The organism is Halalkalibacter kiskunsagensis (genome assembly GCF_037027555.1).
GTDB lineage: Bacteria > Bacillota > Bacilli > Bacillales > Bacillaceae_D > Halalkalibacter > Halalkalibacter kiskunsagensis.
Map to the genome: position 1 here is coordinate 131,137 of NZ_JAXBLX010000001.1, position 25,952 is coordinate 157,088.

Sequence of the window (25,952 nt, forward strand, 5' to 3'; positions counted from 1 at the left end):
AGGAGTCGGTTTCTCCTCTCAAAGCGAGTAGCGAACGGAGCCATTGCCGCCTATTATTCGGCTTAAGAGTCAGCCCTATTAAAAAGGTAGTGAGTTTATTCTGCTTTTTTCTTTTCTATTTCCCTATTAATTTTTTCAGAGATTTCATCTAACACTTCTTGAGCAGTACCGCGATTATTCATCACCAATTCAGGTGCTTTGGCCATTTCATCCCACATCATATTTCCGGCTAGTATAACAGGACGATGATAACCATTTGGCATTACTTCAAGGAATTTCTCTTGCCTAGGGTCGTCTCCATAGATTTTCAGATTGACATCAGGGATAGCAGAAAAGTCCCCGGTTATCTCTTTTAAGCTTTGCGCTTCTTCAGTTGTACACATAAACTTAATAAACTCCCACGCTTCCTCTTGATTTTTTACCCCTTTAGGCATAATGAGAGCTCGCCCTCCCAAATAGGTTGTAAAATTATCGCCCGTCGGTGTTGGAATATAACTTATTCCATAATCTAAGTCTGGAGCGTACTCACTAATTTGCCCTAACATCCAGTTCCCATTTACCATCATCGATAATTGCCCAGTAATAAATGGATTCGTTGCATTTGTTCCAGCTGAACTTACGAAACTGTTAAGTGTCTCAATACCATATTCTTGTGCAAAATCAGTCTCCCATTCTAGTGCTTCTACAATTTTTGGCGCATTTGCCGTAATTGTTCCGTTTTCATCAATAAATTCACCACCGAAAGCCCAACCCCAGGTATACAACCAACCTTCTCCAAACCACGGAATAAAACCAATTTGTTCATACCTGTTACCTTCTTTTATCGTAAGTTTTCTGGCAGCTTCTTCTAATTCTTCTATTGTTGTTGGAGGGTTATCAGGATCTAAACCTGCCGCTCTAAAATGTTCTTTATTGTAAAACAAGGCTCGTGCGGTGCCATCATACGGCAGACCAAGCAAAGTATCTCCATAAGTGGCTTCACCCCACGCCCAATCATAAAATAAATCTTGAGTAATTCCATCTCTTTCAGCGAATTCATTTAGCGGGGTGACAGCATCCATATATTCTGCTATACCATAGCGACTAGTAAAGAAGACATCCGGGGGATTTCCTCCAGCAACAGCCGTTAACAATTTTGAACCGACTGCATCACCGCCATCTGGTGCAACATAAACCGCATCAACTTCAATATGAGGATGTGTTTCATTAAACAATTCCACTGACTTTTTTAATGATTCCCCTGAAGGACCCGTTTCCCAGTTATGCCAAAAAACAATTTTGGTTTTTTCTTCATCATTTGAAGAGTCTTCTGTATTTGATGAAGATTGATTTGAACAAGCAACTGAACTAATAATGATTAACATCCCAAACAGAATACTTAAAGCCTTCTTTTTCTTCAAACTAAACATTTTCATCCCCTCCAATAATAGCTTTCAGAAATAATGATTAGTCCTAAACCTTAATTCACTCTTTGGTTTTTAGATTCAATCACCACCTTTAACAGACGGAAAATTACTAAAAGTCAGATAATTTAGCCCGCAATTCTTTAGCTGAATCTAATTCGATTAATTCAAGCTTTCTTACCCTCCGTCTGAAATGTTCTTCTGTACTAAATTCTGCCTTTATAAATGCCTCAATTAAATCTTTAGCTAACCACTCCCCAACAATTTTTGCTCCAATGCACATGATGTTTACATCATCATGCTCAACACATTGATAGGCGGAATGAATATCATGACAGACAGCAGCTCTTATTCCAGGAATTTTATTTGCTGCAATACTTGCTCCTACTCCTGTCCCGCAAACCATTATGCCTCGACTTGCTTGATTACTTCTAACAGAATTACATACCAACCGAGCGATATCAGGGAAATCGACAGGGTCCGGTGTATAACTGCCATGATCAATTATTTCAACTCTATTTGCTTCTAAAATCTCCACTACTTTTGCTTTTAACGGATACCCCGCATGATCACTTCCAATCGATACAATCATCTTACTCCCCCTTGTTAAATTCCTAAAATGACAACGCTTCCATAACGTTCCGAAAAAGTAAATGTGTGTTTTTTTGTTTTATCAAATCCTTTTAACGAATTACCGGTATCGGTACCGAATACATCTAAATAAATAAAATACTTTTCCTTATTTAACAACTCTCAAACTCCGGTATCGGTACCGAACCTGATTGTAATTACATACTAATTGATTGAAATATGTATGTCAATAACCTTTTAAAAACTATTTTCCAGTTTATAATTTGTTATTATCATTAGATGTAATATATAATGGGATCGGTACCGGATATCATTTCATTTCAGTTCAGTATAATATTAATATATTTAAATCACACACTCAAATAATACTATGGCAGGTGATTATAATTAAAAAGGTAACTATTTATGATGTTGCGAAGCATGCAAATGTCACGAAATCAACTGTATCTAGAGTATTAAATGGATCTTCAGAGGTAAGCGAGAAAACGAAAAATAAAATCTTGGAAACGATGGACACTCTAGGTTTTGTTCCTAACAAAGCAGCAAGAACGCTCAAATCAGGTAAGAACAACATTATTGGCCTAGTCGTTACTCAGCAAGGATTTAGTGAAGTTATCTTAAATCCTTTTTATCCTTTACTACTAAAAGCAATAACAGAAAGAGCACAAAGTTACGGTTATCACATTTTATTAATCAATCCAGCTGGAATAAATTACGATTCCTATATTGATATAATAAAAAGAAACGCAGCCGATGGTTTTATCCTATTAGGATCTATATCTAACGATACGTTAAGTAAAAAACTAGACAAGGATAACATCCCATACGTCTTTAACATGAAATACTCTTGGGAACATGATAATAATTACGTGAGCTTCGATCATGTAAATAGTGGATATATAGCTACGAAGTATTTACTAGACTTGGGGCATAGAAATGTAAAAATGATTGTGGGCGATGTTAAAGGAAAAATACTCTCACATAACAAAGAAAGAATAAAAGGATTTGAGAAAGCCTTAATGGAGTATAATCTTCCTTTTGATGAAAACAAAGTACTTAAAGCTCCGGGATTCATGGAGGAAAGCTATAACTTTATAAGAAACCTTTATAAAGAAGAACACCCTACATCTCTTTTGCTTTCTAACGAAGTCACCGCTATCACTGCTGTTAATTGTCTGTTAGACGAAGGATACACAATTCCGGATGACCTGTCACTAATTTCTTTCGGTCATATTGATATATTTAAAAATGTACGTCCAAAATTAACAACCGTTCATGAAGATTTTGAGTGGCAAGGAAAAACCCTAGTTGATATGCTTATAAATCGAATCAATAACAAAGAAACCAAAGCTATAACCAAACAATCTGAGTTAATAATAGGTAAAAGCACGGGAAGGAAGCAACGGGACGGTTCTCGTGCTTCGATATAGAGAAGTGCTGTAAACACCTCTCATGTAACAACTACCGTAAGGGGCTGGGGCTTTGTCAATGTTTTTTATTTTATGTATGGCATTTTATTATACCTATTTGAGGAAGCATGAGAACCGTCCCCATGCTTCCGTCTGCTTCCTCTTCCTCACAATATTTCAATATACCCTTCTGTCCCATGCACGCGAATTCGTTGTCCATCTTTTATCAGTTTGGTGGCATTTTCTACTCCGACAACTGCTGGTAAGCCATATTCACGTGCGATCACTGCTCCATGGGTCATCAGTCCACCAACTTCGATGACTAGGCCTTTTATAGATACAAACAATGGTGTCCAGCTAGGGTCAGTATAGGCGGTGACTAAAATATCTCCATTTTCTAAATCAGCATCTTCCATAGTTAAGATGACACGTGCTCGTCCCTCTATCACTCCGGAAGAAACTGGTAAACCTACAATAGCTTCAGCTGGGAGATTTTCTCGTTTGTACTTACCTACAATGATTTCACCATCAGACGTGATAACACGTGGGGGAGTTAGTTTTTCATATAACTTGTACTCGTCTTTTCGTTTGCTGATGATCTGGTAATCCAGTTTCTTTGTGCGTACGACTTCGCCTAGTTCTTCAAAAGTGAGATAGTAGATATCTTCTTTTTCATGAATAACGCCCTCTTGTACGAGTTTTTCCGCTTCTTTTAGTAAAGCCTGCTTATAAACAAAGTAGCGATTTATCATGCCGTATTTGGGATATTCCCTAAACCCGCTGAAATTGCGGATTAGGTCGATCATTCGTTTTGTTTCTTTGGCTTTTCGTTCACCATCCGGCAATTGCTTCAATCGACCTACTAACTCTTGTTCTTTGTTCAAGGAAGCACGCCGCCCTTGCTCAAATTTCAGGATGCTCGCATTTGGCTCAAAGTTTTTGATATTACTCAGAATCATAGGAACAAGTGTAGTTGGTTTTTCGCTCCATCGACTTCTGGTAAGATCAATTTCTCCGGCACACCTCATTCCGTATTTGTTGAGATAAGCTATTATTGCGTCTCGGGTTTTTTGTCCACCTTCAAACGTAACAAGTTCATCCAAAAAGGTATCACCTTTTACATGTTGTAAGTAATTAATTACTTCTGGATAAGGGCGAATCTCATCTGCAACATCCAATAATGCTAGACCCATTTCCGACGTTATATTGTTTGGTACAGATTGAGAAAGCGTGTCTGCTACATTTTTTTCACCTAACCACTTCTCCATTTTTTCATTGATCCATGAGGAAGCATCCATAGCTGCCATAATTACACCCAAACTCTGTGGGTCAAATAAAATCTTCTTTAATTGCTGGATATCTTCTAGGATAAAAGTCATGACTTCCGGTCCTGATTTCGTTTGGATGTTTTGCTTTAATTCTTCTATCGATGTTTGACTACTCTTTATCAAATCAGTAACGATTGTCGGATCTTTCAATTTCTGTTAATAAATCCCCAGACTTACCTTTATTGCTTTGACTGGGACTTTGTACTTTTTCATCATCTGGTAACGATTTTATAAAATTCTCTCGCTCTACTATGGTCATTAGTGCGTCTTTAATAAGCGGATCGGATTGTCCCAAGACATCTATTATATTGTTTCTGCTAACAGGTGAAGCCAACATATGAGTAACATCAACAAACAACCTTCCACCAGCTTTACACATGGGTGCAGGAGTCGTTAACAGAAAAAAAGATAAACCCAATGGTTTCATGGGGTCGGTCATCATTTGTTGATGACCTACAGATACATAGACATGATTTTCTTGGGTCTCACCTGCTTTCGGGATGGGGTATAAAGTAGTGATTGGCCGACTCTGAACAATATAAAATGTATCATCTGCTAAACACCACTCGATATCTTGCGGGCAACCAAAATGAGCTTCGATCTGTCTTCCTATGCGTGCTAATTGTAAAATTTGTTGTTCAGTCAGTGTTTGAGACTTTTGCTGATCAGAATCGATCTGTTTTGTCTCTGTTCCGCCTTCTTTTCGTCCATAGATAGCCAATTTTTTGGTTGCTATCATCTTATCGATGATTTTATCTTCCTGTACTTTATAACAATCGGCAGATACCAAACCAGAGACCAGTGCTTCTCCAAGTCCAAAACTAGCATCGATTGATAGTAACTTTCGGTTAGAGGTAATCGGATCAGCGGTAAATAAAATCCCTGAAGCCTGTGGAAAAACCATTTTTTGAACGATAACGGCTACATAAACTTGACTGTGATCAAATCCATTTTGCATACGGTAGATTACCGCTCGATCCGTAAATAGAGACGCCCAACATTTGCTGATATGCTGCAAGATCGCTTCTTTTCCGATGATATTTAAAAAGGTGTCTTGTTGACCAGCAAAAGAGGCATGTGGCAAATCTTCAGCGGTCGCACTAGAACGCACTGCATAAGCATGTTCATCGCCCAACTGAGAGAGATAGTCAGTAACTGCGTTCACAACATCGGAAGGAACTTCTACTTCCATAATGACTTGTCGAATCTTTCTGCTGATTTCAGCAATTTGTTTTCGATCCTCTACTGTTAGCCTTGTTAGTTGATCCAACAATGCTTGAAACGTTTCGTTTTGTTCGATGGCTTTTTGATATCCCACTGTTGTAACACAAAATCCTTCTGGTACTTGCATTCCTTGAATCTTTGATAATTCCCCTAAATGCAACCCTTTTCCACCAACGAGCAAAAGTTGCGTTTTTTCCATTTCTTGAAAACCGAGAACCAAAGAACTCATCCATATCCCTCCAACAAATCTCATTAAAGTTCTATTGCATTTTAGCAGTAGTAAATGAGAATAAACAGTCTATAATGACCATTTTTTATATGCTATAATTAAAATAGGAAGAGTAGAAAGCAATGGCCAGAGCCGTAGTTTAAACGTTCGTTCCAACCAACTTGCTCCATGCTCACTCCACTATCGACCTTATACACTCCTCCGTCTCATTTCTTGGACTATTCACCATAGTCGAAACCTCATAAGCCCTCATCTCTTCAACCGGATAAGGCTTGAGAAGATCTTTCACTATGTACTTATCCTCCACACCCGGATCCAGCCAAACTTTCCTACTTTCTTCACCTAAAATAACTGGCATCCTATCATGAATATCACTCATTAACTTGTTTGGCTCTGTCGTAATAATCGTACAAGATACAATTTCATCATCACCCGATTTCCATCTGTCCCACAGACCTGCAAATGTAAATATTCCATCATTTACAGTAATTCTATAAGGCTTCTTCTTCTCATCAATCCACTCATAAAACCCATCCGCAACGATCAAACAACGCCTGCGCCCAAGTAATCGTTTAAAAGCAGGCTTTTCATCTACTGTTTCACCACGAGCATTGATCATTTTATAACCAATTTTCGGATCTTTTGCCCAGACAGGAACAAGACCCCAACGTAAATAACCAGCTTTTCTTTTTTCTCCATCTGAAATAATGCTTAGAACAGGCTGACTCGGTGCTATATTAAATCTTGGTTTATAATCGAACAATTCTACTAATAACTGTTCTTCAATTTGTTCTTTAGGTGCAGCTAACGTAAATCTTCCGCACATGGTTATCACCTCAACAGCAAGTATAGCCGAACAAATCGAAAAAGAACCTACTCCTCTGCAAAATGAGAATGTAGGTTCTTTCCTTCTATTTACTTTTCAATTACTTGTAGATGATATGTAGCGTTTAATGAAACAGAAAAGAAAGCCTTTCCCTAGTATCAGCCCCGCCTTCGCTTAATACCACGGTAGCCACTGTTGCTACCCGACCTAAGTCTACTATAACTGAAAACGCTTACAATGTCAAGCATGAAAGCAGCGGGATGGTTCTGGACGGGACGGGGGACAGGTTCCTCGTCCCATTTCCCTTCTGTCGAACATGAATTAGATGTGGATATCTACATATTGATACGAATAATCTTATCGCCCAGCTGTGTATAACTCATAAAAGGTGGATAACCCTCTGTATAAACAGGAGGTTATCCACCTTTTTGTTTGTACGGAAGCACTGGGAAGCACGGGGACGGTTCTCAGAACCGTCCCCGTGCTTCCCCTTCACTTCCGCCAAAAGGTTGTATATTCTGCTTTATCCTGAATATTGAATGTAATCATTTTCTCAAGCAATTCATAATTTACCGGCTTATTCCACGGAATTCGAAACAAACCTTTGGTAGCACTGTAGCCAGCTTGTGCAATGTCATCGGCAAATTGCGTCATGCCTACTTCTTCGGGTGAAACACTCATATGATGCTTCGCTGTGGAAAAGCCGATGATATATGTGCCGTGGTCGGAAAACATAGGGGTATTCCACTTGATGTGCGGTTCTAAATTTGGAAATTTAGTAGCAATCCATGTCAAAACTTCCTCTGTTCGGTCACGATGGTCAGGGTTATCGATACCTGCTAAATATTCTGCAAAAACTTCCATGTCGTTCCCTCCTAAAATAAAAATTATGTCGTTCAGAAAAGTTCCTTAAATCCAATCAGCGTAAGCAGCTCCTCACAGAACCTCTTAGACACGTTCAGTAATTGTCTAGATTATTGTTATAAAAACTCTCTTCTTTTTGCATTTCCATTCCTTGACTAAACACTTTAATGCTGCAAGTGTACATTGGGTCATTACGTTACTTCTGCACTATCTGAATAAGATTGCCGCATGTATCGTCAAAGACAGCGATAGTGACTTCGCCCATTTCTGTCGGCTCCATCGTAAACTTCACACCTTTTTCTATTAATCGTTTGTACTCTTTGTGAATATCTTCTACGCCAAACATTGTTGCCGGGATGCCCTCGGCAATTATCTTCTTTTGATACTCTCTCGCGGCTGGATGGTTGTTTGGTTCGAGCAAAAGCTCAGTACCGTCTTGATCCTCGGGAGAAACAAGCGTTATCCACCTAAACTTTCCAGCGGGAACGTCATGCTTTTTAACAAAGCCTAGGGTCTCTGAATAAAACTTCAGTGCCTTGTCCTGATCTTCTACGAATATACTTGTAACTACGATTTTCATACTGTTTTGCCTCCTTTGATATTGGCCATGTATGGTGCTCTGGTAACAATCTGCTACAAGTAACACAACCCACCATTAGTTAAAGAATATATATTATAAAAATACCATAAAACCAGAGGGGAAGCAGCGGGACGGTTCTTGTGCTTCCAGAAAAATAAAGAGAAGTTCTGTTAACACCTCTTTATCCTCTATCAAAACTACTATGAACGTGACAGTTACTACCGTCTATAAATTAGGAAAACCATGTTTGGACTGTACTCCTACATGCGTAGTGATTCTCTTTTCCTCTAGAGGAAGCGGGAGAACCATCACACTTTTTCTCCCTTAGCCATATCGCCTAGCGATACGCTAGAAAAAAGCCACGTACAGCCCCTCTCTTCGTAAATTAACAGCTTTATCGGTACCGATACCTCTGTTTAGTGATACCATAGCTTTTAGATACTGTATCGCTGAAACCGGACGCCATATCGTATAGCGCTATAAGCGATTTACTTACAGACTAAAATGATTCGACAGCTTCCATGATTTTAAAATCATTTCCAGAGCAGTGATGTACTGCACTTCTCAAGTCTTCTGTTACTTGCTTGAGAAGGAAGAATCTTCGCTATTATTTCACGGGAAATACATGATACGACAAATTTCTTTATTGGAAGCAATGGGACGGTTCTTGTGCTTCATAGAAAAGAGGAAGCACGAGAACCGTCCCCATGCTTCCTTCCCATGCTTCCTCCTCCGCTTCCTCCTCTCTTAAACTACTTCGCGATCCCAGTGTCGATGGGCCGCAATTGCCTGGATAAGCTTCTTAGTAAATTCCTTTTTCTCACCACCGCAAACAACCCCTGGACTGCTATCCATCTTGTCTACAAGTAGCGACTTTCCTTCTTCGGTAGCACCTATTGGTTTGTAATGAGAAAATGCTTCTCGGGTAAAGTAGGTAGCTTGCTTATGAAACGTTTTGTTTTCCTTACTGCCACTAACAATATAAACAGCATCAAACAACACAGAGTCTGCTGTTAGAAACGTATGATCAACTTCCAATTCTATTCCATCAGTGCTCTTTACCACCCCTAATTTCTCACTTAAAATCTTAGGCTGAATCCCTACTGCTTTTAACTCATCTAACACTGGTTTGACTTCTGTTCCATTAAAATCACTGCCAATGATCACTGCGACCTTGCGAGTAGTAGGCTTCTTTACTGTATTTTCCTGACTTAAAGCAGGAGACGATTTAGTAACCCCACTATCTTCGCCTTGTGGAGGATTCGCTCCAATCGCATCGGCAAAACTTGTAGCCAACTCCATACTTACATTTCCGAACATATCAACCACTTGTTGCTGTACAGAAGCACTCTTTACTTTCCCGAGTTCAAAACTGAATGCATTAATTATATGCGCTTTTTCTGCTTTACTCATACTGTTCCAGAATAAGGTTGCTTGAGAAAAATGGTCTTTAAAACTTTCACTTCTTGCGCGCACTTTATGTCCTTCGACTTTCTCTTGATAATGTTTAAATCCACCTTCTGCCTCACTCGTTGTTTCAGGTGTATTGTTGCCAAGAGAGTTTTTATGATAGCTAATCGGTCCTTTGTTAATTGTTTGACGACCGTATCCATCACGCTGGTTATTATGGAATGGACAAACAGGACGATTAATTGGCAACTCGTGAAAATTAGGTCCTCCAAGACGAATTAATTGTGTATCTGTGTAAGAAAACAACCGGCCTTGTAGTAACGGGTCATTGGAAAAGTCGATGCCTGGCACTACATGGCCTGGATGAAAGGCAACCTGTTCCGTTTCTGCAAATACATTATCAACATTTCGATTTAATGTCATTTTTCCGATCATTTGTACGGGTATATCTTCTTCCGGCCAAAGCTTTGTAGGATCAAGGATGTCAAAATCAAAATGAAACTCCTCTTCTTCCGAAAGGATTTGTACGCCTAACTCATACTCAGGATAGTCTCCATTTTCAATGGCTTCCCATAGGTCTCGACGGTGGAAATCTGGGTCTTTCCCATTAATTTTTTGTGCCTCGTCCCACACAACCGAATGAGTTCCAAGTACAGGCTTCCAATGGAATTTAACAAAATGAGCCTTCCCTTCCTCATTAATAAAACGAAAGGTATGAACTCCAAATCCTTCCATCATCCGAAAGCTCCTCGGTATCGCCCGATCAGACATCTTCCACATGACCATATGGGCGGATTCCTGATTATTCGCGATAAAATCCCAAAACGTATCATGTGCAGATGCTGCTTGTGGCATTTCGTTATGTGGTTCTGGCTTTACTGCATGAACCAAATCAGGGAATTTAATCGCATCTTGAATGAAAAATACCGGAATATTATTGCCGACTAGATCATAGTTCCCCTCTTCTGTGTAAAATTTCGTAGAGAATCCACGAGCATCCCTAGCCAACTCTCCAGACCCGCGTGAACCAGCAACTGTTGAAAAACGAACAAAAACGGGCGTTTTCTTAGAAGGATCTTGTAGAAAACCTGCTTTTGTATACTTTTTCATGGACTCGTACACCTCAAACTCCCCATGAGCAGCAAAACCACGAGCATGCACAATCCGCTCAGGAATACGTTCATGATCAAAATGGGTCATTTTTTCACGAAAATGAAAATCTTCCATTAACGTTGGTCCACGTTCACCAGCCTTTAATGAAAATTCATCCTCAGATACTTTTACACCTTGATTCGTAGTTAACTTTTTTCCTCGATCGTCGGTTGTGAACTTTTCCAATTGATCCTTTTTGCTGTTACTACCATTGCTTTTCATTCACACTCTTCCTCTCTTTTTGGAATAAATAATATGTAAAATCTGATACCTATTTTGGTCATTCCCTTCAGAGTATAAGAGCAAACCTAATTCTAGGGACAGTAGGGACAGGTTCATTGTCCCTCTTCTTACGACGTGTTTTCTATTTTTATTCTTATTGAAGAAAGTGTTGACTTTAGTAGCATTAAGTTTTATCTTTGCACAACAGGGTTGGGATCAGCACCTACTTCGCTGCTGGGACGTGGTTCCTGTCCCCGAGTCCCACCGACCTACGCTTCCTCGACTTTTCCTTCTTTATCCTTCGGCTTTGCTTCCGCCGGCTCTGCTTCCTCTTCCGCTTCCGCTTCTGACCGCTCTTCCATAGAGCTAGAGCGATCTTCCTCTCTTCGCTTCTTTGACTTTTGTTCTACATCTTTGGCTCGTTTCTTCTCCAGCTCTTCTTCCACAAGACTATAGGCACTATCAATCGTTGTTCCTGATACGAATAATTCCGTTACGATATGGTCCTCTTGAGAAGAGGTCGTTGCTCTTTTCCCTGTTCTTGTATCAATGGTGATTTCTTTGACGGAGTCTGGTTTTTTGAAATCATGAGTAGGTTCATCTACCATTTTAGTCATCACTTCTCTGAATATATGCCTGGCAATTTGCTTGTCCTCTTTTGTTTTTATATAGTTTTGATCATTTACTTGTGGGTACCCTGTCCATACAGCAGCCGTATACGTTGATGTGTAACCAGCAAACCAGACATCAGGTACGCCATCTGAGATGTTGTACTTTTGTTTTGTTTTGTCATTAAAGTTTGTTGTGCCTGTTTTTCCTGCTACTGCCACTCCTTCGATATTAGCAAGACGGCCCGTTCCCTCTTCGACAACGGTTTGTAGCAAATCAGTTACCATATAAGATGTGTAATCACTCATTGCCACAACGGGTTCAGGCTGCATATTGATCTCTTTCCCATCAGGAAGGACGACTTTTCTGACCGCATGAGGCTCATGATAGACTCCTTCATTTCCAAATGCCGCGTAAGCACCGGCAAGTTCTAACGGTGAAATTCCTTCTTTTAAGGACCCGAGGGCGTATGACTCATAAAGGGGTTCTTCGATTGATAACCCTAGATTCGTTGCAAACGTACCGGCATGTTCTCTTCCTACTTCTTTAAATGTTTTGACAGCAGGTGTATTCCATGAATTTTTTAATGCTTCACGCATTGATACGATTCCGTGGTACTGATTATTATAATTATGTATCACTTGATCAGACCCGGTATAGGTCATTTCTTCATCCTCAATTTGTTGGTAGGTTGACCATTTTAAATGTTCAATTGCGGGACCATAACTGAGGATAGGCTTAATCGTTGAGCCTGGTGAGCGTTGAATGTTTGTTGCATAATTGGATCTGCTCTTTCCGGACTCTTGATTTCGACCGCCGCCAATTGCTTTAATTTCACCTGTTTGATTATCAATAAGTGCTACTCCTGCTTGAAAGCGTTGGTCTGGGTACGAGACAAATTCATCTGAATTCAACACGTTTTCTACATGTTCTTGCGCTTGTTTATCATAGGTCGTATAGATTTTAAGTCCGCTGTTGTAAATCATGGAAGCATCTATCTCTTCAATGCTCTCAAGTTCTTGATACACTTGGTCCAGAAATGCATCTGACATCTTATCATGATTTCTTTTTTCTTGTATCATGTCTTCTACCGAAACATCTTTAGCCTTCTGATACTCTTGATCTGTTATAAACCCATGATCGTTCATGGCAAATAGCACTGTATTCCGACGTTCTTCTGCCGAATCAGGATTTTGATAAGGATCATAATCTGAAGGACGTTGAGGAAGCCCAGCCAATAAAGCTGCTTCTTCAATTGTTAATTCACCGATCTCTTTGCCGAAATACGTATCAGCTGCAATCACAATACCGTAAGCACCGTTACCAAAATAAATTTTATTTAAATAGAGTTCAAAAATTTTATCTTTGCTATATTCTTTCTCTACTTTAAGAGCAAGATAGGCCTCTTGAACTTTTCTCTCCATTGTCTTCTCTGAAGTTAAAAGGGAATTTTTCACGACTTGTTGAGTGATCGTACTCGCCCCTTCAGAACCAAATCCACCCTTTATATTGGATATAACTGCTCCGACAATCCTTTTAAGATCGAGACCTGAATGCTCATAAAAACGAACATCTTCGATTGCGATGAATGCATCTTGTACATGTTGCGGAACATGCCCAATTTTCGTAGACTTACGATCTTCACCATTGCTTAAAGTATCTATTGGCTGATCATTGTGATCATATAATGTCGATGAGTTCGAATAACTAAAGGCATCGTCATCAATCTTAGGCACGCTTTGAACCAAGCCAAGCAATTGATAGCTACTGACTAACCCAGTTATAAAGAAAAATAGTAAGAAAACGATAAATACTCTTACGATAAAACGTTTATTTGGGGTCTTCTTGTTTGTTACAGATTCTTTCTCCATAAGTTATCCTCCCTCTATAAAGTTAGAGATAAGTTACGGTCTATCTTCCCTATTTCACAGAAACAAAACAACTAACGAGTAAATACTATACGATGATAATAAAAAGGCTTAGGTAAGAGACCTAAGCCTTTTATAGATACATTAAAGAATACTAATAATAATTCCGATAACGACAATTGCTCCAATGACCGTTAAAATCGTGCGTAGCATTTTCATTACCCTCCTTTTTGTTTTCACTTATTGAGAGTTACTACCTCCTATGTGCTTTCCAAGGTTTAGTCGTCAAAATAATTATGTTGTACATCTATGATCATCCAGCGATCTTCTTGTTTTGCTAGAGTAAATTCAACTTGGACATGTCCCATAAAGTCATTGTTATGTTCCTGCGTAACAGTTGCTGATCCATCCCCGTTCGTAGTAACCGTAAATGGTTGGCCCTCTTCTAGAAAGGTAGGTGGCTCAGTAGCTACGACAAACAATCCACCTTTTTTTTCAGTAAAGTACGCATCGACTAACGAAGTCGCTAATTCTACTGACATCAATTGTTGGAAATATTCTACTAGTTCTTGTTTTGTTGTATAATTGTTTAGCTTAAGCGTATCGTTTGTATCATGGACAACAGCTAGAAAAGCTCGTTCGTATTCAGTTAGCACCATTTTCACACTTTCTTTCTCAAAAGTGTCTGGCTTATCGCCAGTTTGGTTCCTATCTTCTTGTTCTTGCGCTTGTTTTACATCATCGGCTTGTACAATCGTTTTTTGCTCACTCACTGCTTGAAGGAGCAATCCGATGACTACTACAATCATTAATGTCTTCATTAATAACACCCTTTCCACTAGGGTAATTTGGGAGTATAGTAGATAAATCTTTTTATACTAAAATCGTGTGAACCTCTATTCAAAAAAAAGGTTTTACTTTCTATAAAGCTTTCTTCAAACCATCTAACTGCTGCATATACTTTCCCTCTTTAATCATTTTTTTCATATTTGCTAAATAGTTTGTCAAACTTGGCTGAATCTCTTCCTTTGGTTCTAACGATCGTGGGTCCAAATATAACAGATGAACGACCTCTTCTTTTTTGTCAAACACGTGAGCCTGAATGCCTTTGCGCTTTTTTGAAGTAAATAATAACTTATACATAAGTTTCAGTCATCCTTTCTTTTATCTTTGATTTTCTCCTTGATCACTTACCTAGGTAATACCCATTCGCTATACCTTTAAACCTTAAGATTCTTTTCGTTTAAACTTGCGGTTGGTAAGATATCCTACATGGATGCACAGGGACGGTTCTTGTGCTTCATAGGGATGCATGAGAACTGATAAGCTTCCTTAATTCTATATACCCCGTTCGATCCAGCTATCATCTACTGTATGTAGCAACTCTACTGTTCTTAGAGGAAGCACGAGAACCGTCCCCACGCTTCCAATCACTCTTGACTTCCTCATTTCAAACTACCTCTTAAATAGATTTTACCTTTATTTGAGATAGGTATGTCTATATGAGGTGGGTTATTCTGAAAACCCGCTTTGTTAGTTAAAAAGCTCTCCTGCTGCTATTGCCAGAACGCCCCCGTTAATTTTAATTGCTCATTCCAATTTCTTTTTTGAAACTACTAATTTGGTGTGATTCGTTTGATTTTTGAATTCTGCTCGTATTTCTTCTTGACGTTTATTCCAATTTTTCTGTGGGCTTTTATCTCTTTCGTATTCCATTAATTTTTCTCTCATTAACATTTGTTCGTATTCTTTACCCTTATCTACACATTCCTTCCATTTAAAAATAAATGCATAGTCTTTTAAAATCATGTATAATAAAATTATTATTTTCTCAGAATAAAAAAGACTGAGCGGTGCGAACACTCAGTCGATGTAACTACATGCCGCTTTTAGTGCGGCTGTCCAAATAAGATTCACTTTGAAATAGCTCACCTTACTTGCCGGCAGGGTGGCTATTTCTTTTTGTGTAGATAGACGACAATGGTTATGATTAGTGTTAGCATTGCAATTAATACTAGACTAAATTGCGCAAGTAGACTAATTGCTTCATATGCCGTCATCTGCCTCACCCCCTTTCAAGGGAGTTCAGCCGCCACCATGCTTAGGTAGTTACCATTTTATTATAACGAACACACGTTCCTATTTCTACTTTTAATTTTCCCTTAATCGAAACTAGTAGAAAAGTACTCCTACGTATGATTACTAGTGACACCAGACCCAAAGCCAACTTTCTCTAGCAGCAGAGCTGGTTAAGTGGGACAGAATAAAATAAAGCTTCTTTTCCTCTCAATGTAGCCATTCCTCTTTCCCATGTTGCAGATTCGGCTTCTGCTCCTCCTAATCAAGCCATTCCTCTTTCCTCAAGAATGGGACAGTGAACCTGTCCCTACTGTCCCTTCGTAGCTTTTAAGATAAAAGACCGAACGATTATTTAAGAGTTTGTTGATTCCTCTTCCACATTCCACCTCCTTTTCACGCCATCAAAAAAACAAAAAAACCCACCGAGCATCAGAATAGCAATCTATCCCTCTGCTCAGCAGGTCTTACGTTCCCAATTGGGTCAACGAACCTGTCCCTACAGTCCCCCGCGTTCGTTTAGGAAGCACGAGAACCGTCCCTGTGCTTCCCTGCTTCCCTGTGCTTCCCTGTGCTTCCCCCGTTACATTTTATCTGGTGCTTTTATTCCCAGTAATCTCAGTCCTTCTTTTAAAACAATCGTAACTGCCTTTACTAATGCAAGTCTACTCTCTAAAAGGTGATCATCAGTGAGAACTTTGACATGGGCATAATATTTGTTGAACTCCTGAGATACATCTATAAGATATTTTGCAATTTGCGAAGGTTCATGCTGAGAAAAGCTCTTTTCAATAACAACAGGAAACTCCATGAGTCGTTTTAGAACAAACCAGCTATGACTGTCTGTTAGTCCATCAACATTCAAACTTTTTTCGTTATACTTTGCTTTTTCTAAAATCGAACAAGCCCTTGCATGAGTGTATTGTACATAAGGTCCTGTCGTTCCCTCGAATCTCAACATGTCATTGAGTGAAAACTCGACATTATTTTGTCGTTCATTTTTTAAGTCATGAAAGATAATTGCGCCCACACCAACCATTTTAGCTACTTCCTCTTTGTTTTCTAGATCAGGATTTTTAGTCGCAATGCTTAGTTTTGCTAAAGCGATCGCTTCTGTAATCACCTCTTCTAAAAGCACCACTTTTCCCTTTCGAGTAGACATCTTTTTGCCATCTTTCAGAATGAAGCCAAATGGAATATGCTTCAACCCTTTAGCCCATGAATAACCCATCTTTTCTAAGACAAGAAAGACTTGTTTAAAGTGTAAGCTTTGCTCATGACCGACTACATAAATCGCTTGCTCGAAGTTGTAATTTTCATATCTGTAAACAGCAGCAGTCAAATCTCGAGTGGCATACAACGTCGCTCCGTCCGATTTCTTGATCAAACATGGTGGTAGGTTTTCCTCCGTTAAATCAACGACTTCTGCCCCTTCGGATTCAGTAAGGAGTTGTAAAATTGTTAGCTGCTCAATTGTACGGTCCATCTTGTCATTATAAAAAGCCTCCCCTTGGTACGAGTCAAAGGTAACATCCAGTAATTCATATATTTTAAAGAACTCTTTAAGTGATTCATCTCTAAACCATTTCCAAAGAGCTAGAGCCTCTTCATTACCTTCTTCTAATTTTAAAAACCATGATCTAGCTTCGTCTTCTAGAGAAGGATTTGACTCTGCTTCAGTATGAAATTTCACATAAAGTGCCAATAACTCTTCAATTGGATTTTCTTTTACATTACTCGCGTTACCCCATTTTTTATACGCGACGATTAGTTTTCCGAATTGAGTTCCCCAATCTCCTAGATGATTAATTTTTTTAACAGTGTAACCACACTTCTGGGCAATAGTTGAAATAGCATTGCCGATTACTGTTGAACGTAAATGTCCCATTGAGAAAGGTTTAGCAATGTTAGGAGAGGAAAAATCAATTACAATGTTTTTACCTTCCCCCATCTGAACAAAACCATAATTTTTGTCTTCCATTAAAATTGTTTCTAGAATTTCTTTACTAACAGTTTGCTTGTTTAGAAAGCTGTTTACGTAAGGCCCATTTGCGACAACTGTTTCGAAAAGGGGATGTTGGATTTTATTCGCTAATTCCAATGCGATCGCCTGTGGAGACTTCTTTAAGATTTTAGCAAGAGAGAAACAAGGAAAAGCCAAGTCACCTTGTTCTTCAAACTTAGGCTTCTCAATTAACTGTTCCACTTCACTTTGAGAGAGTGAAGTTACATGCAATGCAATTTCTTCGGCATAAAGCCTTTTTAATTTCAACTAAAACACCTTCCTTTGCTTTATAAAATAAAAAAATCCCGCCTCCTACTAGAGACGAGATTACCCGCGGTACCACTCTTTTTGTTCATCATGAACCTTCTTACTATACTTGTAACGGTTTTAACCGGCTAAACCCTACTGTTTTCAGGTTGCTTCTCAGAAGTGCGCTTCATTATGATATGACTATTAGGCTTCCACCATCCCTAACTCGCTTTAGACATTGTCATAACTACTCTCTTCATCACAGAATTTTCATATTTTTCATATCAGGAAGCGGTGGGACGGTTCTCGTGCTTCCTCTCCCTTTATACCGCGCCAGTGGGTGGCTCGCTGAACCCCGAGAAGCAGTGGGATGGTTCTTGCGCTTCCAGAAAAATAAAGAGAAGTTCTGTTAACACCTTTCTACCCTCTATCAAAACTACTATGAACGTGACAGTTGTACCGCCTATAATTTTAGGAAAACCATGTTTGGACTGTACTTCTACATGCATAGTGGCTCTCTTTTCCTCAAGAGAAAGCACGAGAACCGTCCCTGTGCTTCCTCGGCTTCCTCGGCTTTTCTTTTGGGATCGTCAGGAGATTTCCTATCAAATACTTACTAAATGGAATATAGGAAAACATTTTTGATACTACAATTGATCCAATCGTACAAAAAACAGCAGCAAATAAAAAATAGCCTAGTGGACTAAGAAAAGCAATGGTTGGTAAATAATAAAGAAATACTTTATGAATTAAGTAAATCGTAAAAGAATATTTACTTATTAGCAGGATCGTCTTTGGTGTCCTCTTTAGTTTGGAAGTCCAGGTAATGATCAACAATATAACACTCACCGTATAAAAAATGTAGTCTACTCTTTTCGATGAAACCTCTGGTAATATGTCGCTTCTTACCAAGAAAACAATCAAAAAGAGTGCAAGTACAGGAGTTATCGTTAACACCATTTTATGCTCTTGAAGCTTTTTCTTAAAAGCCTCATAATTTTTCCCACAATAATAGCCTAAAACAAAGTAAAAAAGCCACCCAACACAAAACAGCCAATACCCTCTTTGCCAAACATACTCTCCCACAGATGTTTGAACTGGTTCTGTAAAATTAAAGAAGATTAGATAGCTTGCATTTATGATAAAAGCTATGCTTAAAACTCTAGCAGGAGACCACTGTTTTAAGTATTTATGAAAGAGTACGTGTAGCAAGTAGAATTGAAAGATAATTAAGATAAAGTAGCCAGTGTACCCTCCTAAAAATAAATTCAAGACAACTTGCTGAAGAAATTCATATTGGGACTTACTTTCAATTGCTGCAAATACCACGGCCATAAAAGCAAATGGTACTAATAAATATTTAATACGTTTCCGAAAAAAGTCTTCAGGAACTCCATTTGGATAGGCATGAGCAAGCAGCATTTCAGAAAGAAAGACAAAAGCTGGGGTTCCAAAAAACGCCATAAACCTTATAAAAATTAAGACATATTCATCAAATTGAGAAATCGAATGATCGTAATTGGTTAATGTCGTGTTAACAGCATGTGTCAAAACAACTGCTAAGCAAGAAATTGATCTAAGCCAATACGCTTCCTTTATGATTGATTTATCTCCCAATTAGACCTCCCCCTCTCATTTAACCATTTATGAAAAGATTGGTCCAAACCTTCCCTGATTAATCATGTTAGATGTAATTTGATTCATAGTACCTATTTAGTCGCTTCAGAACAAGCTGTTTAAACAATCTTTTAGGATTTTTTATAATTTAAAGAGGAAGCGGTGGAGGAAGCGGGGGGACGGTTCTCCCCATGCTTCCCCCTACTTCCCTGAATAGTCTTAGCAAAATTAGAACAAAATAACAGGAAAGTTGGGAGGGGATACGTTTGAATATTTATAGAAAGAAGCTTTATAAAAAGCTACTTAATGATAAACAAAACGATCATGTTCAGACCCCAACTGATTCACATTTGAATGAGGAGCCATTACAAGAGAATTTACAAGAGAATTTGGATAGTATTATGCAGGAATTTGGCCACTCATCTGATTTTGTTAGTCGGAAGTTTATATTGGGTCATCCAAGGTCAATTCATGTAGTAGCCCTATATATAGAAGGGTTAGCAAACGAAGATTTGGTTAATGAACTCATTACTCATGCCCATTCTTTATCCTTAGAGTCAGCTGAACTATTGGAAATCGAAGAAAATGAGAAATCTTATATTGAAAATACCTTTAATCTCACAAGAGAATTGGTATCAACTGTTGGAAGCGTAAGTGTCGTTAAAGATTATCGGAACGTTCTCGCCTCTCTTTTGGATGGAAATACGATTTTGTTATTTCAAGGTATGAATCATGGGTTAATTGTTAGTACATTAGGCAGTAATTATAGAGCCATCACTGAACCTACTTCAGAAACAGTAGTGAAAGGCTCTAAAGAGGGATTTATCGAATCGGTTAGTGAGAACACAGCAATGATGCGTCGACGTCTGAAAACAAGAAAACTAAGAGTAGAAAGAAGAAAAATGGGTGATCTCTCAAATACGGATATAGCCATCATGTATATAGATGGCATTGTAAATGATAAGGTTCTAGATGAAGTAAGAGAACGCTTAAATAACATCAATGCTGAGGCTATTTTAGAATCCAACCATATTGAAGAGTTGATTGAGGAAAAAAGAATCACTTTATTTCCTACTGTGCTTAGCACGGAAAGGCCAGATCGGTTATCTAGAACCTTAACGGACGGAAGAATAGCCATTTTTGTGGAGGGAACACCATTTGCTCTCGTTGTTCCTAATGTATTTCCTGACTTCCTTAAATCAACGGAGGATTACACATCTCGCTATAGCATAAGTAGTTTAATAAGAATTTTGAGATACATCACTTTTCATTTTTCATTATTTAGTTCGCCTATATATATTGCATTAATTACATATCATCAAGAAATTATCCCGACTCATTTCTTGATTAGTCTTATGGCCCAACGTGAAGGGGTTCCTTATCCAGCTTTAATTGAGGCCATGTTATTAGAAATTACATTTGAAATTTTAAGAGAAGCAGGTGTTCGTATCCCTCGGGCGATTGGTCCGACAATATCAATCGCTGGAGCTCTCGTTATTGGTGATGCAGCAGTATCGGCAGGTTTGGTTTCTCCTGCTATGACAATCATCGTTGCTTTGACTGCCATTTCAAATTTTACAATCCCTTCATATACTTTGGCGAATACGACTCGAATTCTACGTTTTTCATTTATGATTGTGGCGTCTATTTCAGGTCTTTTTGGGGTGGCTTTAGGGTATTTTATTATGATGGCACACTTATGCAGCTTACGGTCATTTGGACTTCATTATTTATCACCATTTGCCCCATTTTATTTAGCTGGCAATAAAGATGCCATTCTTCGGTTTCCGTTTTCTCTATTAGAAAAAAAGAAAAAGGCTAATACTTTTAAAAACTAATGATTCGTGTAAATGAGTTGATGATATGAAATCTAGTTGGTCAAAGGGAATGTCCATTCTATGTATGGCAGTAATCATACTTTCAGGGTGCTGGGATCAAAAGGAATTAGATAACATTGCTTTAGTTACTAGTGTTGGAGTTGATACAGCCACTGAAGAAGATATGTATCTTTTTACGTTTCAAATTCTCATCCCGCGTCAAGTGACTCCAACCATTGGAGGAGGAGGGGGAGACCAGGCCCCTATTACCATTATTACTCAAAAAGGAAAAACGATGTTTGAAGCAGTGCGCAGAGCCGCTCAAAAGACACCAGGTCACCTGTATTTCCCTCATATGCAATTGATTGTATTCAGTGACGAAGTAGCTAAGGAAGGTGTAAAAGGATTTTTAGACGTATTTGAAAGAGATCACGAATTACGCCCTCTCACTACTGTAATCATTACCAATGGAATTGCGGCAAAGACTGTTTTAAGCACTCTGACTCCGATTGAAATGAAACCGTCTGAAAGCTTGCTTGAAATAAGTGAAATGAGTGTAAAAAGAGGGGCTTTTACAGCTAGAGTTGATATTGATGAAGTCATTAAGGCTGTTGGGACAGCAGGGAAAGATCCCTTTATCGGAGGAGTGAAAGTGATTGGAGAACCCCCTGAGGATAGTACTACTAATATTCAACAAGTCGAGCCCAAAGCTGTTATTGTTGCCGATAATATTGCCGTTTTTCAAGGTGATAAGCTGAAGGGTTGGCTACAGGAATATTCTGCAAGGGGGTTATTATGGGTGCTAGGCAAGGTGGAAAGTACGATTGTAAATGTGGAGTGTGAAGAGAAAGAAGAGAGTATTAATGTAGAAATCATACGGTCAAAGTCTCAGGTTATTCCTCTATTAAATAAGGATCAACCAGAATTTACTGTTAAGATATTGGCTGATGCAAACATAGGCGAAACGGAGTGTTTTATTAATTTAACAGATTCGAATGAAATTGATTTGATTCAAGAAAAGGTTATGAAAGTAGTTAAGAAAGAGGCAGAAGATGCTATCTCTGAAGTACAGAAGCATCAGAGTGATGTTTTGGGTTTGGGAGCAGCTGTATTTCAGCAGGATCCAGAACAGTGGGGATATTGGGAGAAGGATTGGGACAATCATTTTAGTAACGCAAAAGTGAATGTGGAAGCTCAAATATTTATTCGTCAATCTGGTTTACGCAATAAACCACTTGAGATACAGTAATGAGCTTCATTAGACATGAGAGATCGAACGTTACTAATACTGTGAAATGAAAGGGATGTTAATTCAAGTGAAGAAAGAAAGAATTAACGCATGGCAACTGTTTTGCTTAATTGTTTTATTTGCATTCGGTACAGCTCTTGTCGTTAGCTATGGAGCTGAGGCGGGACGGGATGCTTGGCTTGCGATCTTCATGGGTGGCTCAGTGGGAGGAACCGTTATTTTTTTTATTTATGGCTCTCTCTATAAACTATTTCCTACGCTTTCGTTAATTTCATATTCCCAAAAAATAGTCGGGAGATGGATTGGGGGTTTGTTGGGGCTCGTTTTCATCCTTTATTTTCTTCATGGTTCTGCAAGGGTTCTCAGGGATTATGGAGATTTAATTAGTGCATCAATGTTTACGAGCACACCCTTATTTTTCATACATTTCTTAATGATACTAACAATGATGTTAGTATTGAAACATGGCGTTGAAGTTCTAGGAAGAATGGCAGAGCTTTCTTTTATTCTTATTATTGTGTTAGGTTTTTTAGGGGTTATTTCCGTTTTAATGTCGGGTAAGGTAGAGACTGAGAATTTATTTCCTATTTTAGAAAATGGTCTTTGGGGGCTGTTTTCCACTTCGTTTCCAAGTTTATTTGTAGTTCCTTGGGGAGAATTGTTGGCCATTACTTTACTTTTACCTTATTTAAATAAACCACGCTCAGTAATGAAGACAGGTTTATCAGCTGTCCTTTTTAGTACGGTCGTTCTAAGCTTCACCATTATGTTAAATATACTAGTTCTTGGTGCTGATGTATTTACTCGTTCCAATTTTGCTTTGTTTGACACAATTGGAAGAGTGAGCCTGATGAAATTTATTGACCGTTTGGATCCGATTGTTCTTTTAACCCTTATTATTGGGGATTTGTTTAAGATGGGGATTTTCTTTTTAGCAGCTGTTATCGGTACTGCGGATCTTTTTTATGTGAAGGATTACAAATCACTTGTTATTCCTATTGGGATAGTCATCTTGTTAGCATCCTTAACGGTGGCCGGGAATTTTGCGGAGCACGTTGAAATTGGAAGTGATATGCTTCCTCTTTATGTTCATCCCTCAATTTCAGTTATTATTCCAGGTTTATTATTGTTCATCGCGTTGATTCGAAAGCGTATGAAAAGAAGCTAAGCTTTTTTTGTGCTTATTTTTTTATAAACAGGATAAAGAATCGTTTTGAAAAGAAGAAACAATAAACTTATTAATAAAAGGTACACGACGGTATCCATCATCTTATACTGATGGACAAAAGATTCGATGGTAGGATAAATATTTCGACCAATCAATAATTGAAAAGAAAAGTCAACTAAATGAACTAGCAAAAGCAAAATTAGAAAAATTGTCAATATTTTCAAACTCACTCATCTCCTCTAGGTGGTTACACTTCTATGGTTGCAGTTTCCCTATTTAAATATTCTTTAATTTGATTTTTATTTGGATGAAGCAATAGTTGGAAGCAACGGGACGGTTCTCGTGCTTCCTAAGGATAAGGAGAAGTGCAGTAAACACCTCTCCACGCAACAACTACCGAAAGGCTGACAGTTATAACCTTTATAACTTTATGAAAACCGTGCTTTAGCCTGTCTCCACTATACGTAGTAATTCTCAGTAATTCTCTTGTTCTCTAGAGGAAGCACGAGAACCGTCCCCGTGCTTCCAGTGCTTCCAAAATCAATCAACATAAATAATTTCAAAATTAGAAGAAATTAAATTCATATCGTCCAAATTCCAATCAAACATTAAAATTGCCGATTGTGCAGATTTATGTGAGAGAAGTCGTTTACCATTCTTAATAACCAAGCTTTCTGCTTCCCAAAAAGAAACAGTTGTATCTTCCCCAGTACGATTACACACAAATATAGGCAATCCAGTATCGATGGACCTGTGCTCCCACTCACCATTTGGTCCGTGCAAACCTGGCCCCCAAGATGAAGGAGCAACTAGGATTTCTGCCCCTTTAGTCAACAGTGTATCCGCAATATTTTTTGTATAGGAATCTGCACATATCAATACACCAACTTTTATATACCCCAAATCTATTGGTTCAATCACCTCACCTGATGCAGACCAATTATCTACCCTTGCAATCTTTTTTTGTTTTCCTATTAATTCACCTTTCTCATTTATCACGAAAACTGAATTGTATAGTTTATTATCCTGTTTTGATTTATCTGCACAACCAATAAATACAGTTGTTTTTAGCGACCCAACAATGTTATAAAAATGAGTCATCCATTTATCAGGTTGTTGTTTAATCCAATCCGTTCCAATGATATGAGTAAACTGTAATCCGCTAGTAGCTAATTCTGGAGTTATAACCCAATCCACATTTTTTTCTGATGCTTGTTTTACTGCCTTTTCTATAAGATTTTGATTATATTTAATATCACCAGCAATAGGTAATAAATGCAATAAAGCAATTCTTATTTTCCTCACCAAACTCCTCCTATTGGGCATCTAAAATTTCTCCCATTAAGATAATATTACTATGTTTTTTTACCTTGGTGTGATTTGCCACAGTATAAACTTAACCGTATATGCAACCTTAATGTATTTATTTATACATCATTGTTAATTATCATAGGGGTCTTAAACATTAGAATAGAAGCCCAATAGTAGTGCCAAGCATAGGGACAGGAACTTGTCCCCCAAAACCTCTTTTAACGATGCATCTGGCAATCCCACACCTCCAATTGTAAACATTTTATTAAGGAAATAAAGAAAAATGATCAAAAATCTCTAGAAAATTACGCCCGTTTCCATTCTCAATATGTAAAATTCTGTAACATATAAAAAATCAGTTTTGGATTTCCAATTGTTGTCTATAATACGGGTGATACTTGTTTTTACGTCACAAAGAGAAAAAGAAACCGAGCATACAGAATTGAATTGGAAGCTGTTCGATTAGTTAAGGAGATGATAGCAATGGGAGAATTGCGAAAACAAGTAGAAGCTCGTAAAGAGAAACTGATTAAAAAGCTTATTAACCTAGGGATCTACAAAAGTGAAGACAAACACTTATTTGAACTAACCCTTACAGATATTGAACAAATTTACACGTCCATAAAAAAGAGAAAATCATCAGGTACGGAGGGACAGGTTTATTGTCCCAAAATCACTTCAACTTAGGACAAGGTGCTTGTCCCCTTATCCTTTGGAACCCGATGAGGGGATCAGTTCTTGGAGA

General features: G+C 38.4%; 20 protein-coding genes, 1 pseudogene and 1 other annotated feature. Of the genes and pseudogenes, 5 read left to right on the forward strand and 16 right to left on the reverse strand.

The window, feature by feature from the left end; all coding sequences use genetic code 11:
- Positions 1 to 95: 95 nt before the first annotated feature.
- The 3 genes from SLH51_RS00540 to SLH51_RS00550 form a co-directional block, all read right to left on the reverse strand.
- Positions 96 to 1,409, reverse strand: coding sequence for an ABC transporter substrate-binding protein (locus SLH51_RS00540; RefSeq protein ID WP_335958290.1), 1,314 nt, complete (start codon positions 1,407 to 1,409; stop codon positions 96 to 98).
- Positions 1,410 to 1,515: 106 nt separating this feature from the next.
- Entirely contained in the window at positions 1,516 to 1,995 is a 480-nt protein-coding gene (rpiB, locus tag SLH51_RS00545) for a ribose 5-phosphate isomerase B (RefSeq protein ID WP_335958292.1), read from the reverse strand.
- Positions 1,996 to 2,009: 14 nt separating this feature from the next.
- On the reverse strand, positions 2,010 to 2,153 hold the full coding sequence (locus tag SLH51_RS00550; RefSeq protein WP_335958294.1) for a hypothetical protein: 144 nt from the start codon (positions 2,151 to 2,153) through the stop codon (positions 2,010 to 2,012).
- A 104-nt stretch (positions 2,154 to 2,257) separates the two neighbouring features.
- Here SLH51_RS00550 and SLH51_RS00555 point away from each other — a divergent pair, with 104 nt between their 5' ends.
- Positions 2,258 to 3,424 (forward strand): LacI family DNA-binding transcriptional regulator, encoded by a 1,167-nt coding sequence (locus SLH51_RS00555; protein WP_335958295.1) that lies wholly within the window; start codon positions 2,258 to 2,260, stop codon positions 3,422 to 3,424.
- 146 nt (positions 3,425 to 3,570) lie between these two features.
- On the opposite strand, the pseudogene ppsA reads toward SLH51_RS00555, so the two are convergent.
- The 11 genes and pseudogenes from ppsA to SLH51_RS00610 all read right to left on the reverse strand — a co-directional run bounded on the left by ppsA (position 3,571) and on the right by SLH51_RS00610 (position 19,662).
- Positions 3,571 to 6,184, reverse strand: a pseudogene (gene ppsA / locus SLH51_RS00560) (phosphoenolpyruvate synthase).
- A gap of 172 nt (positions 6,185 to 6,356) precedes the next feature.
- Positions 6,357 to 7,010, reverse strand: coding sequence for an SOS response-associated peptidase (locus tag SLH51_RS00565; RefSeq protein WP_335958297.1), 654 nt, complete (start codon positions 7,008 to 7,010; stop codon positions 6,357 to 6,359).
- A gap of 492 nt (positions 7,011 to 7,502) precedes the next feature.
- Entirely contained in the window at positions 7,503 to 7,874 is a 372-nt protein-coding gene (locus SLH51_RS00570; protein WP_335958298.1) for an iron chaperone, read from the reverse strand.
- A 196-nt stretch (positions 7,875 to 8,070) separates the two neighbouring features.
- A complete protein-coding gene (locus SLH51_RS00575) occupies positions 8,071 to 8,454 on the reverse strand; it encodes a VOC family protein (RefSeq protein WP_335958300.1) in 384 nt (127 codons plus the stop codon).
- 747 nt (positions 8,455 to 9,201) lie between these two features.
- Positions 9,202 to 11,238 carry a catalase gene (locus SLH51_RS00580; RefSeq protein WP_335958301.1) on the reverse strand — a complete coding sequence of 679 codons (2,037 nt, stop codon included), beginning with the start codon at positions 11,236 to 11,238 and terminating at the stop codon, positions 9,202 to 9,204.
- A gap of 269 nt (positions 11,239 to 11,507) precedes the next feature.
- Positions 11,508 to 13,718, reverse strand: coding sequence for a transglycosylase domain-containing protein (locus SLH51_RS00585; protein ID WP_335958303.1), 2,211 nt, complete (start codon positions 13,716 to 13,718; stop codon positions 11,508 to 11,510).
- 275 nt (positions 13,719 to 13,993) lie between these two features.
- A complete protein-coding gene (locus SLH51_RS00590) occupies positions 13,994 to 14,536 on the reverse strand; it encodes a hypothetical protein (RefSeq protein WP_335958304.1) in 543 nt (180 codons plus the stop codon).
- Positions 14,537 to 14,636: 100 nt separating this feature from the next.
- The gene (locus SLH51_RS00595; protein WP_335958305.1) at positions 14,637 to 14,858 is read right to left on the reverse strand and encodes a hypothetical protein; all 222 of its coding nucleotides are present in this window, start codon (positions 14,856 to 14,858) and stop codon (positions 14,637 to 14,639) included.
- Between the two features lie 809 nt (positions 14,859 to 15,667).
- Entirely contained in the window at positions 15,668 to 15,775 is a 108-nt protein-coding gene (locus tag SLH51_RS00600) for a putative holin-like toxin (protein ID WP_332695205.1), read from the reverse strand.
- 599 nt (positions 15,776 to 16,374) lie between these two features.
- Positions 16,375 to 18,063 (reverse strand): arginine--tRNA ligase, encoded by a 1,689-nt coding sequence (gene argS / locus SLH51_RS00605; RefSeq protein ID WP_335958307.1) that lies wholly within the window; start codon positions 18,061 to 18,063, stop codon positions 16,375 to 16,377.
- 47 nt (positions 18,064 to 18,110) lie between these two features.
- Positions 18,111 to 18,317 (reverse strand) — a binding site (T-box leader).
- Positions 18,318 to 18,570: 253 nt separating this feature from the next.
- Positions 18,571 to 19,662, reverse strand: a complete 1,092-nt coding sequence (locus tag SLH51_RS00610) for an acyltransferase family protein (RefSeq protein ID WP_335958309.1) — start codon at positions 19,660 to 19,662, stop codon at positions 18,571 to 18,573.
- Positions 19,663 to 19,928: 266 nt separating this feature from the next.
- Between SLH51_RS00610 and SLH51_RS00615 the strand changes: the two genes are divergently transcribed.
- The 3 genes from SLH51_RS00615 to SLH51_RS00625 all read left to right on the forward strand — a co-directional run bounded on the left by SLH51_RS00615 (position 19,929) and on the right by SLH51_RS00625 (position 23,896).
- A complete protein-coding gene (locus SLH51_RS00615; RefSeq protein WP_335958312.1) occupies positions 19,929 to 21,500 on the forward strand; it encodes a spore germination protein in 1,572 nt (523 codons plus the stop codon).
- Positions 21,501 to 21,525: 25 nt separating this feature from the next.
- The gene (locus SLH51_RS00620; RefSeq protein ID WP_335958313.1) at positions 21,526 to 22,728 is read left to right on the forward strand and encodes a Ger(x)C family spore germination protein; all 1,203 of its coding nucleotides are present in this window, start codon (positions 21,526 to 21,528) and stop codon (positions 22,726 to 22,728) included.
- Positions 22,729 to 22,795: 67 nt separating this feature from the next.
- Positions 22,796 to 23,896, forward strand: a complete 1,101-nt coding sequence (locus SLH51_RS00625) for a GerAB/ArcD/ProY family transporter (protein WP_335958314.1) — start codon at positions 22,796 to 22,798, stop codon at positions 23,894 to 23,896.
- Here SLH51_RS00625 and SLH51_RS24630 read toward each other — a convergent pair.
- Both SLH51_RS24630 and SLH51_RS00630 read right to left on the reverse strand, forming a co-directional pair.
- On the reverse strand, positions 23,893 to 24,126 hold the full coding sequence (locus tag SLH51_RS24630; protein ID WP_472779946.1) for a YczF family membrane protein: 234 nt from the start codon (positions 24,124 to 24,126) through the stop codon (positions 23,893 to 23,895). The two genes, SLH51_RS00625 and SLH51_RS24630, sit on opposite strands and share 4 nt — an antisense overlap.
- Before the next feature lie 310 nt (positions 24,127 to 24,436).
- Positions 24,437 to 25,201: a carbon-nitrogen hydrolase family protein gene (locus SLH51_RS00630; protein ID WP_335958316.1), complete on the reverse strand. Its 765-nt coding sequence runs from the start codon at positions 25,199 to 25,201 to the stop codon at positions 24,437 to 24,439.
- Between the two features lie 489 nt (positions 25,202 to 25,690).
- Here SLH51_RS00630 and SLH51_RS00635 point away from each other — a divergent pair, with 489 nt between their 5' ends.
- A complete protein-coding gene (locus SLH51_RS00635) occupies positions 25,691 to 25,894 on the forward strand; it encodes a Fur-regulated basic protein FbpA (RefSeq protein WP_335958317.1) in 204 nt (67 codons plus the stop codon).
- Positions 25,895 to 25,952: the final 58 nt, after the last annotated feature.

Coding starts and splice junctions, on each gene's coding strand:
- SLH51_RS00600 (WP_332695205.1), bottom strand. CDS start 15,775: ATGACGGCATATGAAGCAATTAGTCTACTTGCGCAATTTAGTCTAGTA.
- SLH51_RS00585 (WP_335958303.1), bottom strand. CDS start 13,718: ATGGAGAAAGAATCTGTAACAAACAAGAAGACCCCAAATAAACGTTTT.
- SLH51_RS00565 (WP_335958297.1), bottom strand. CDS start 7,010: ATGTGCGGAAGATTTACGTTAGCTGCACCTAAAGAACAAATTGAAGAA.
- SLH51_RS00540 (WP_335958290.1), bottom strand. CDS start 1,409: ATGTTTAGTTTGAAGAAAAAGAAGGCTTTAAGTATTCTGTTTGGGATG.
- SLH51_RS00570 (WP_335958298.1), bottom strand. CDS start 7,874: ATGGAAGTTTTTGCAGAATATTTAGCAGGTATCGATAACCCTGACCAT.
- SLH51_RS00575 (WP_335958300.1), bottom strand. CDS start 8,454: ATGAAAATCGTAGTTACAAGTATATTCGTAGAAGATCAGGACAAGGCA.
- rpiB (WP_335958292.1), bottom strand. CDS start 1,995: ATGATTGTATCGATTGGAAGTGATCATGCGGGGTATCCGTTAAAAGCA.
- SLH51_RS00580 (WP_335958301.1), bottom strand. CDS start 11,238: ATGAAAAGCAATGGTAGTAACAGCAAAAAGGATCAATTGGAAAAGTTC.
- SLH51_RS00620 (WP_335958313.1), top strand. CDS start 21,526: ATGAAATCTAGTTGGTCAAAGGGAATGTCCATTCTATGTATGGCAGTA.
- SLH51_RS00635 (WP_335958317.1), top strand. CDS start 25,691: ATGGGAGAATTGCGAAAACAAGTAGAAGCTCGTAAAGAGAAACTGATT.
- SLH51_RS00590 (WP_335958304.1), bottom strand. CDS start 14,536: ATGAAGACATTAATGATTGTAGTAGTCATCGGATTGCTCCTTCAAGCA.
- SLH51_RS00595 (WP_335958305.1), bottom strand. CDS start 14,858: ATGTATAAGTTATTATTTACTTCAAAAAAGCGCAAAGGCATTCAGGCT.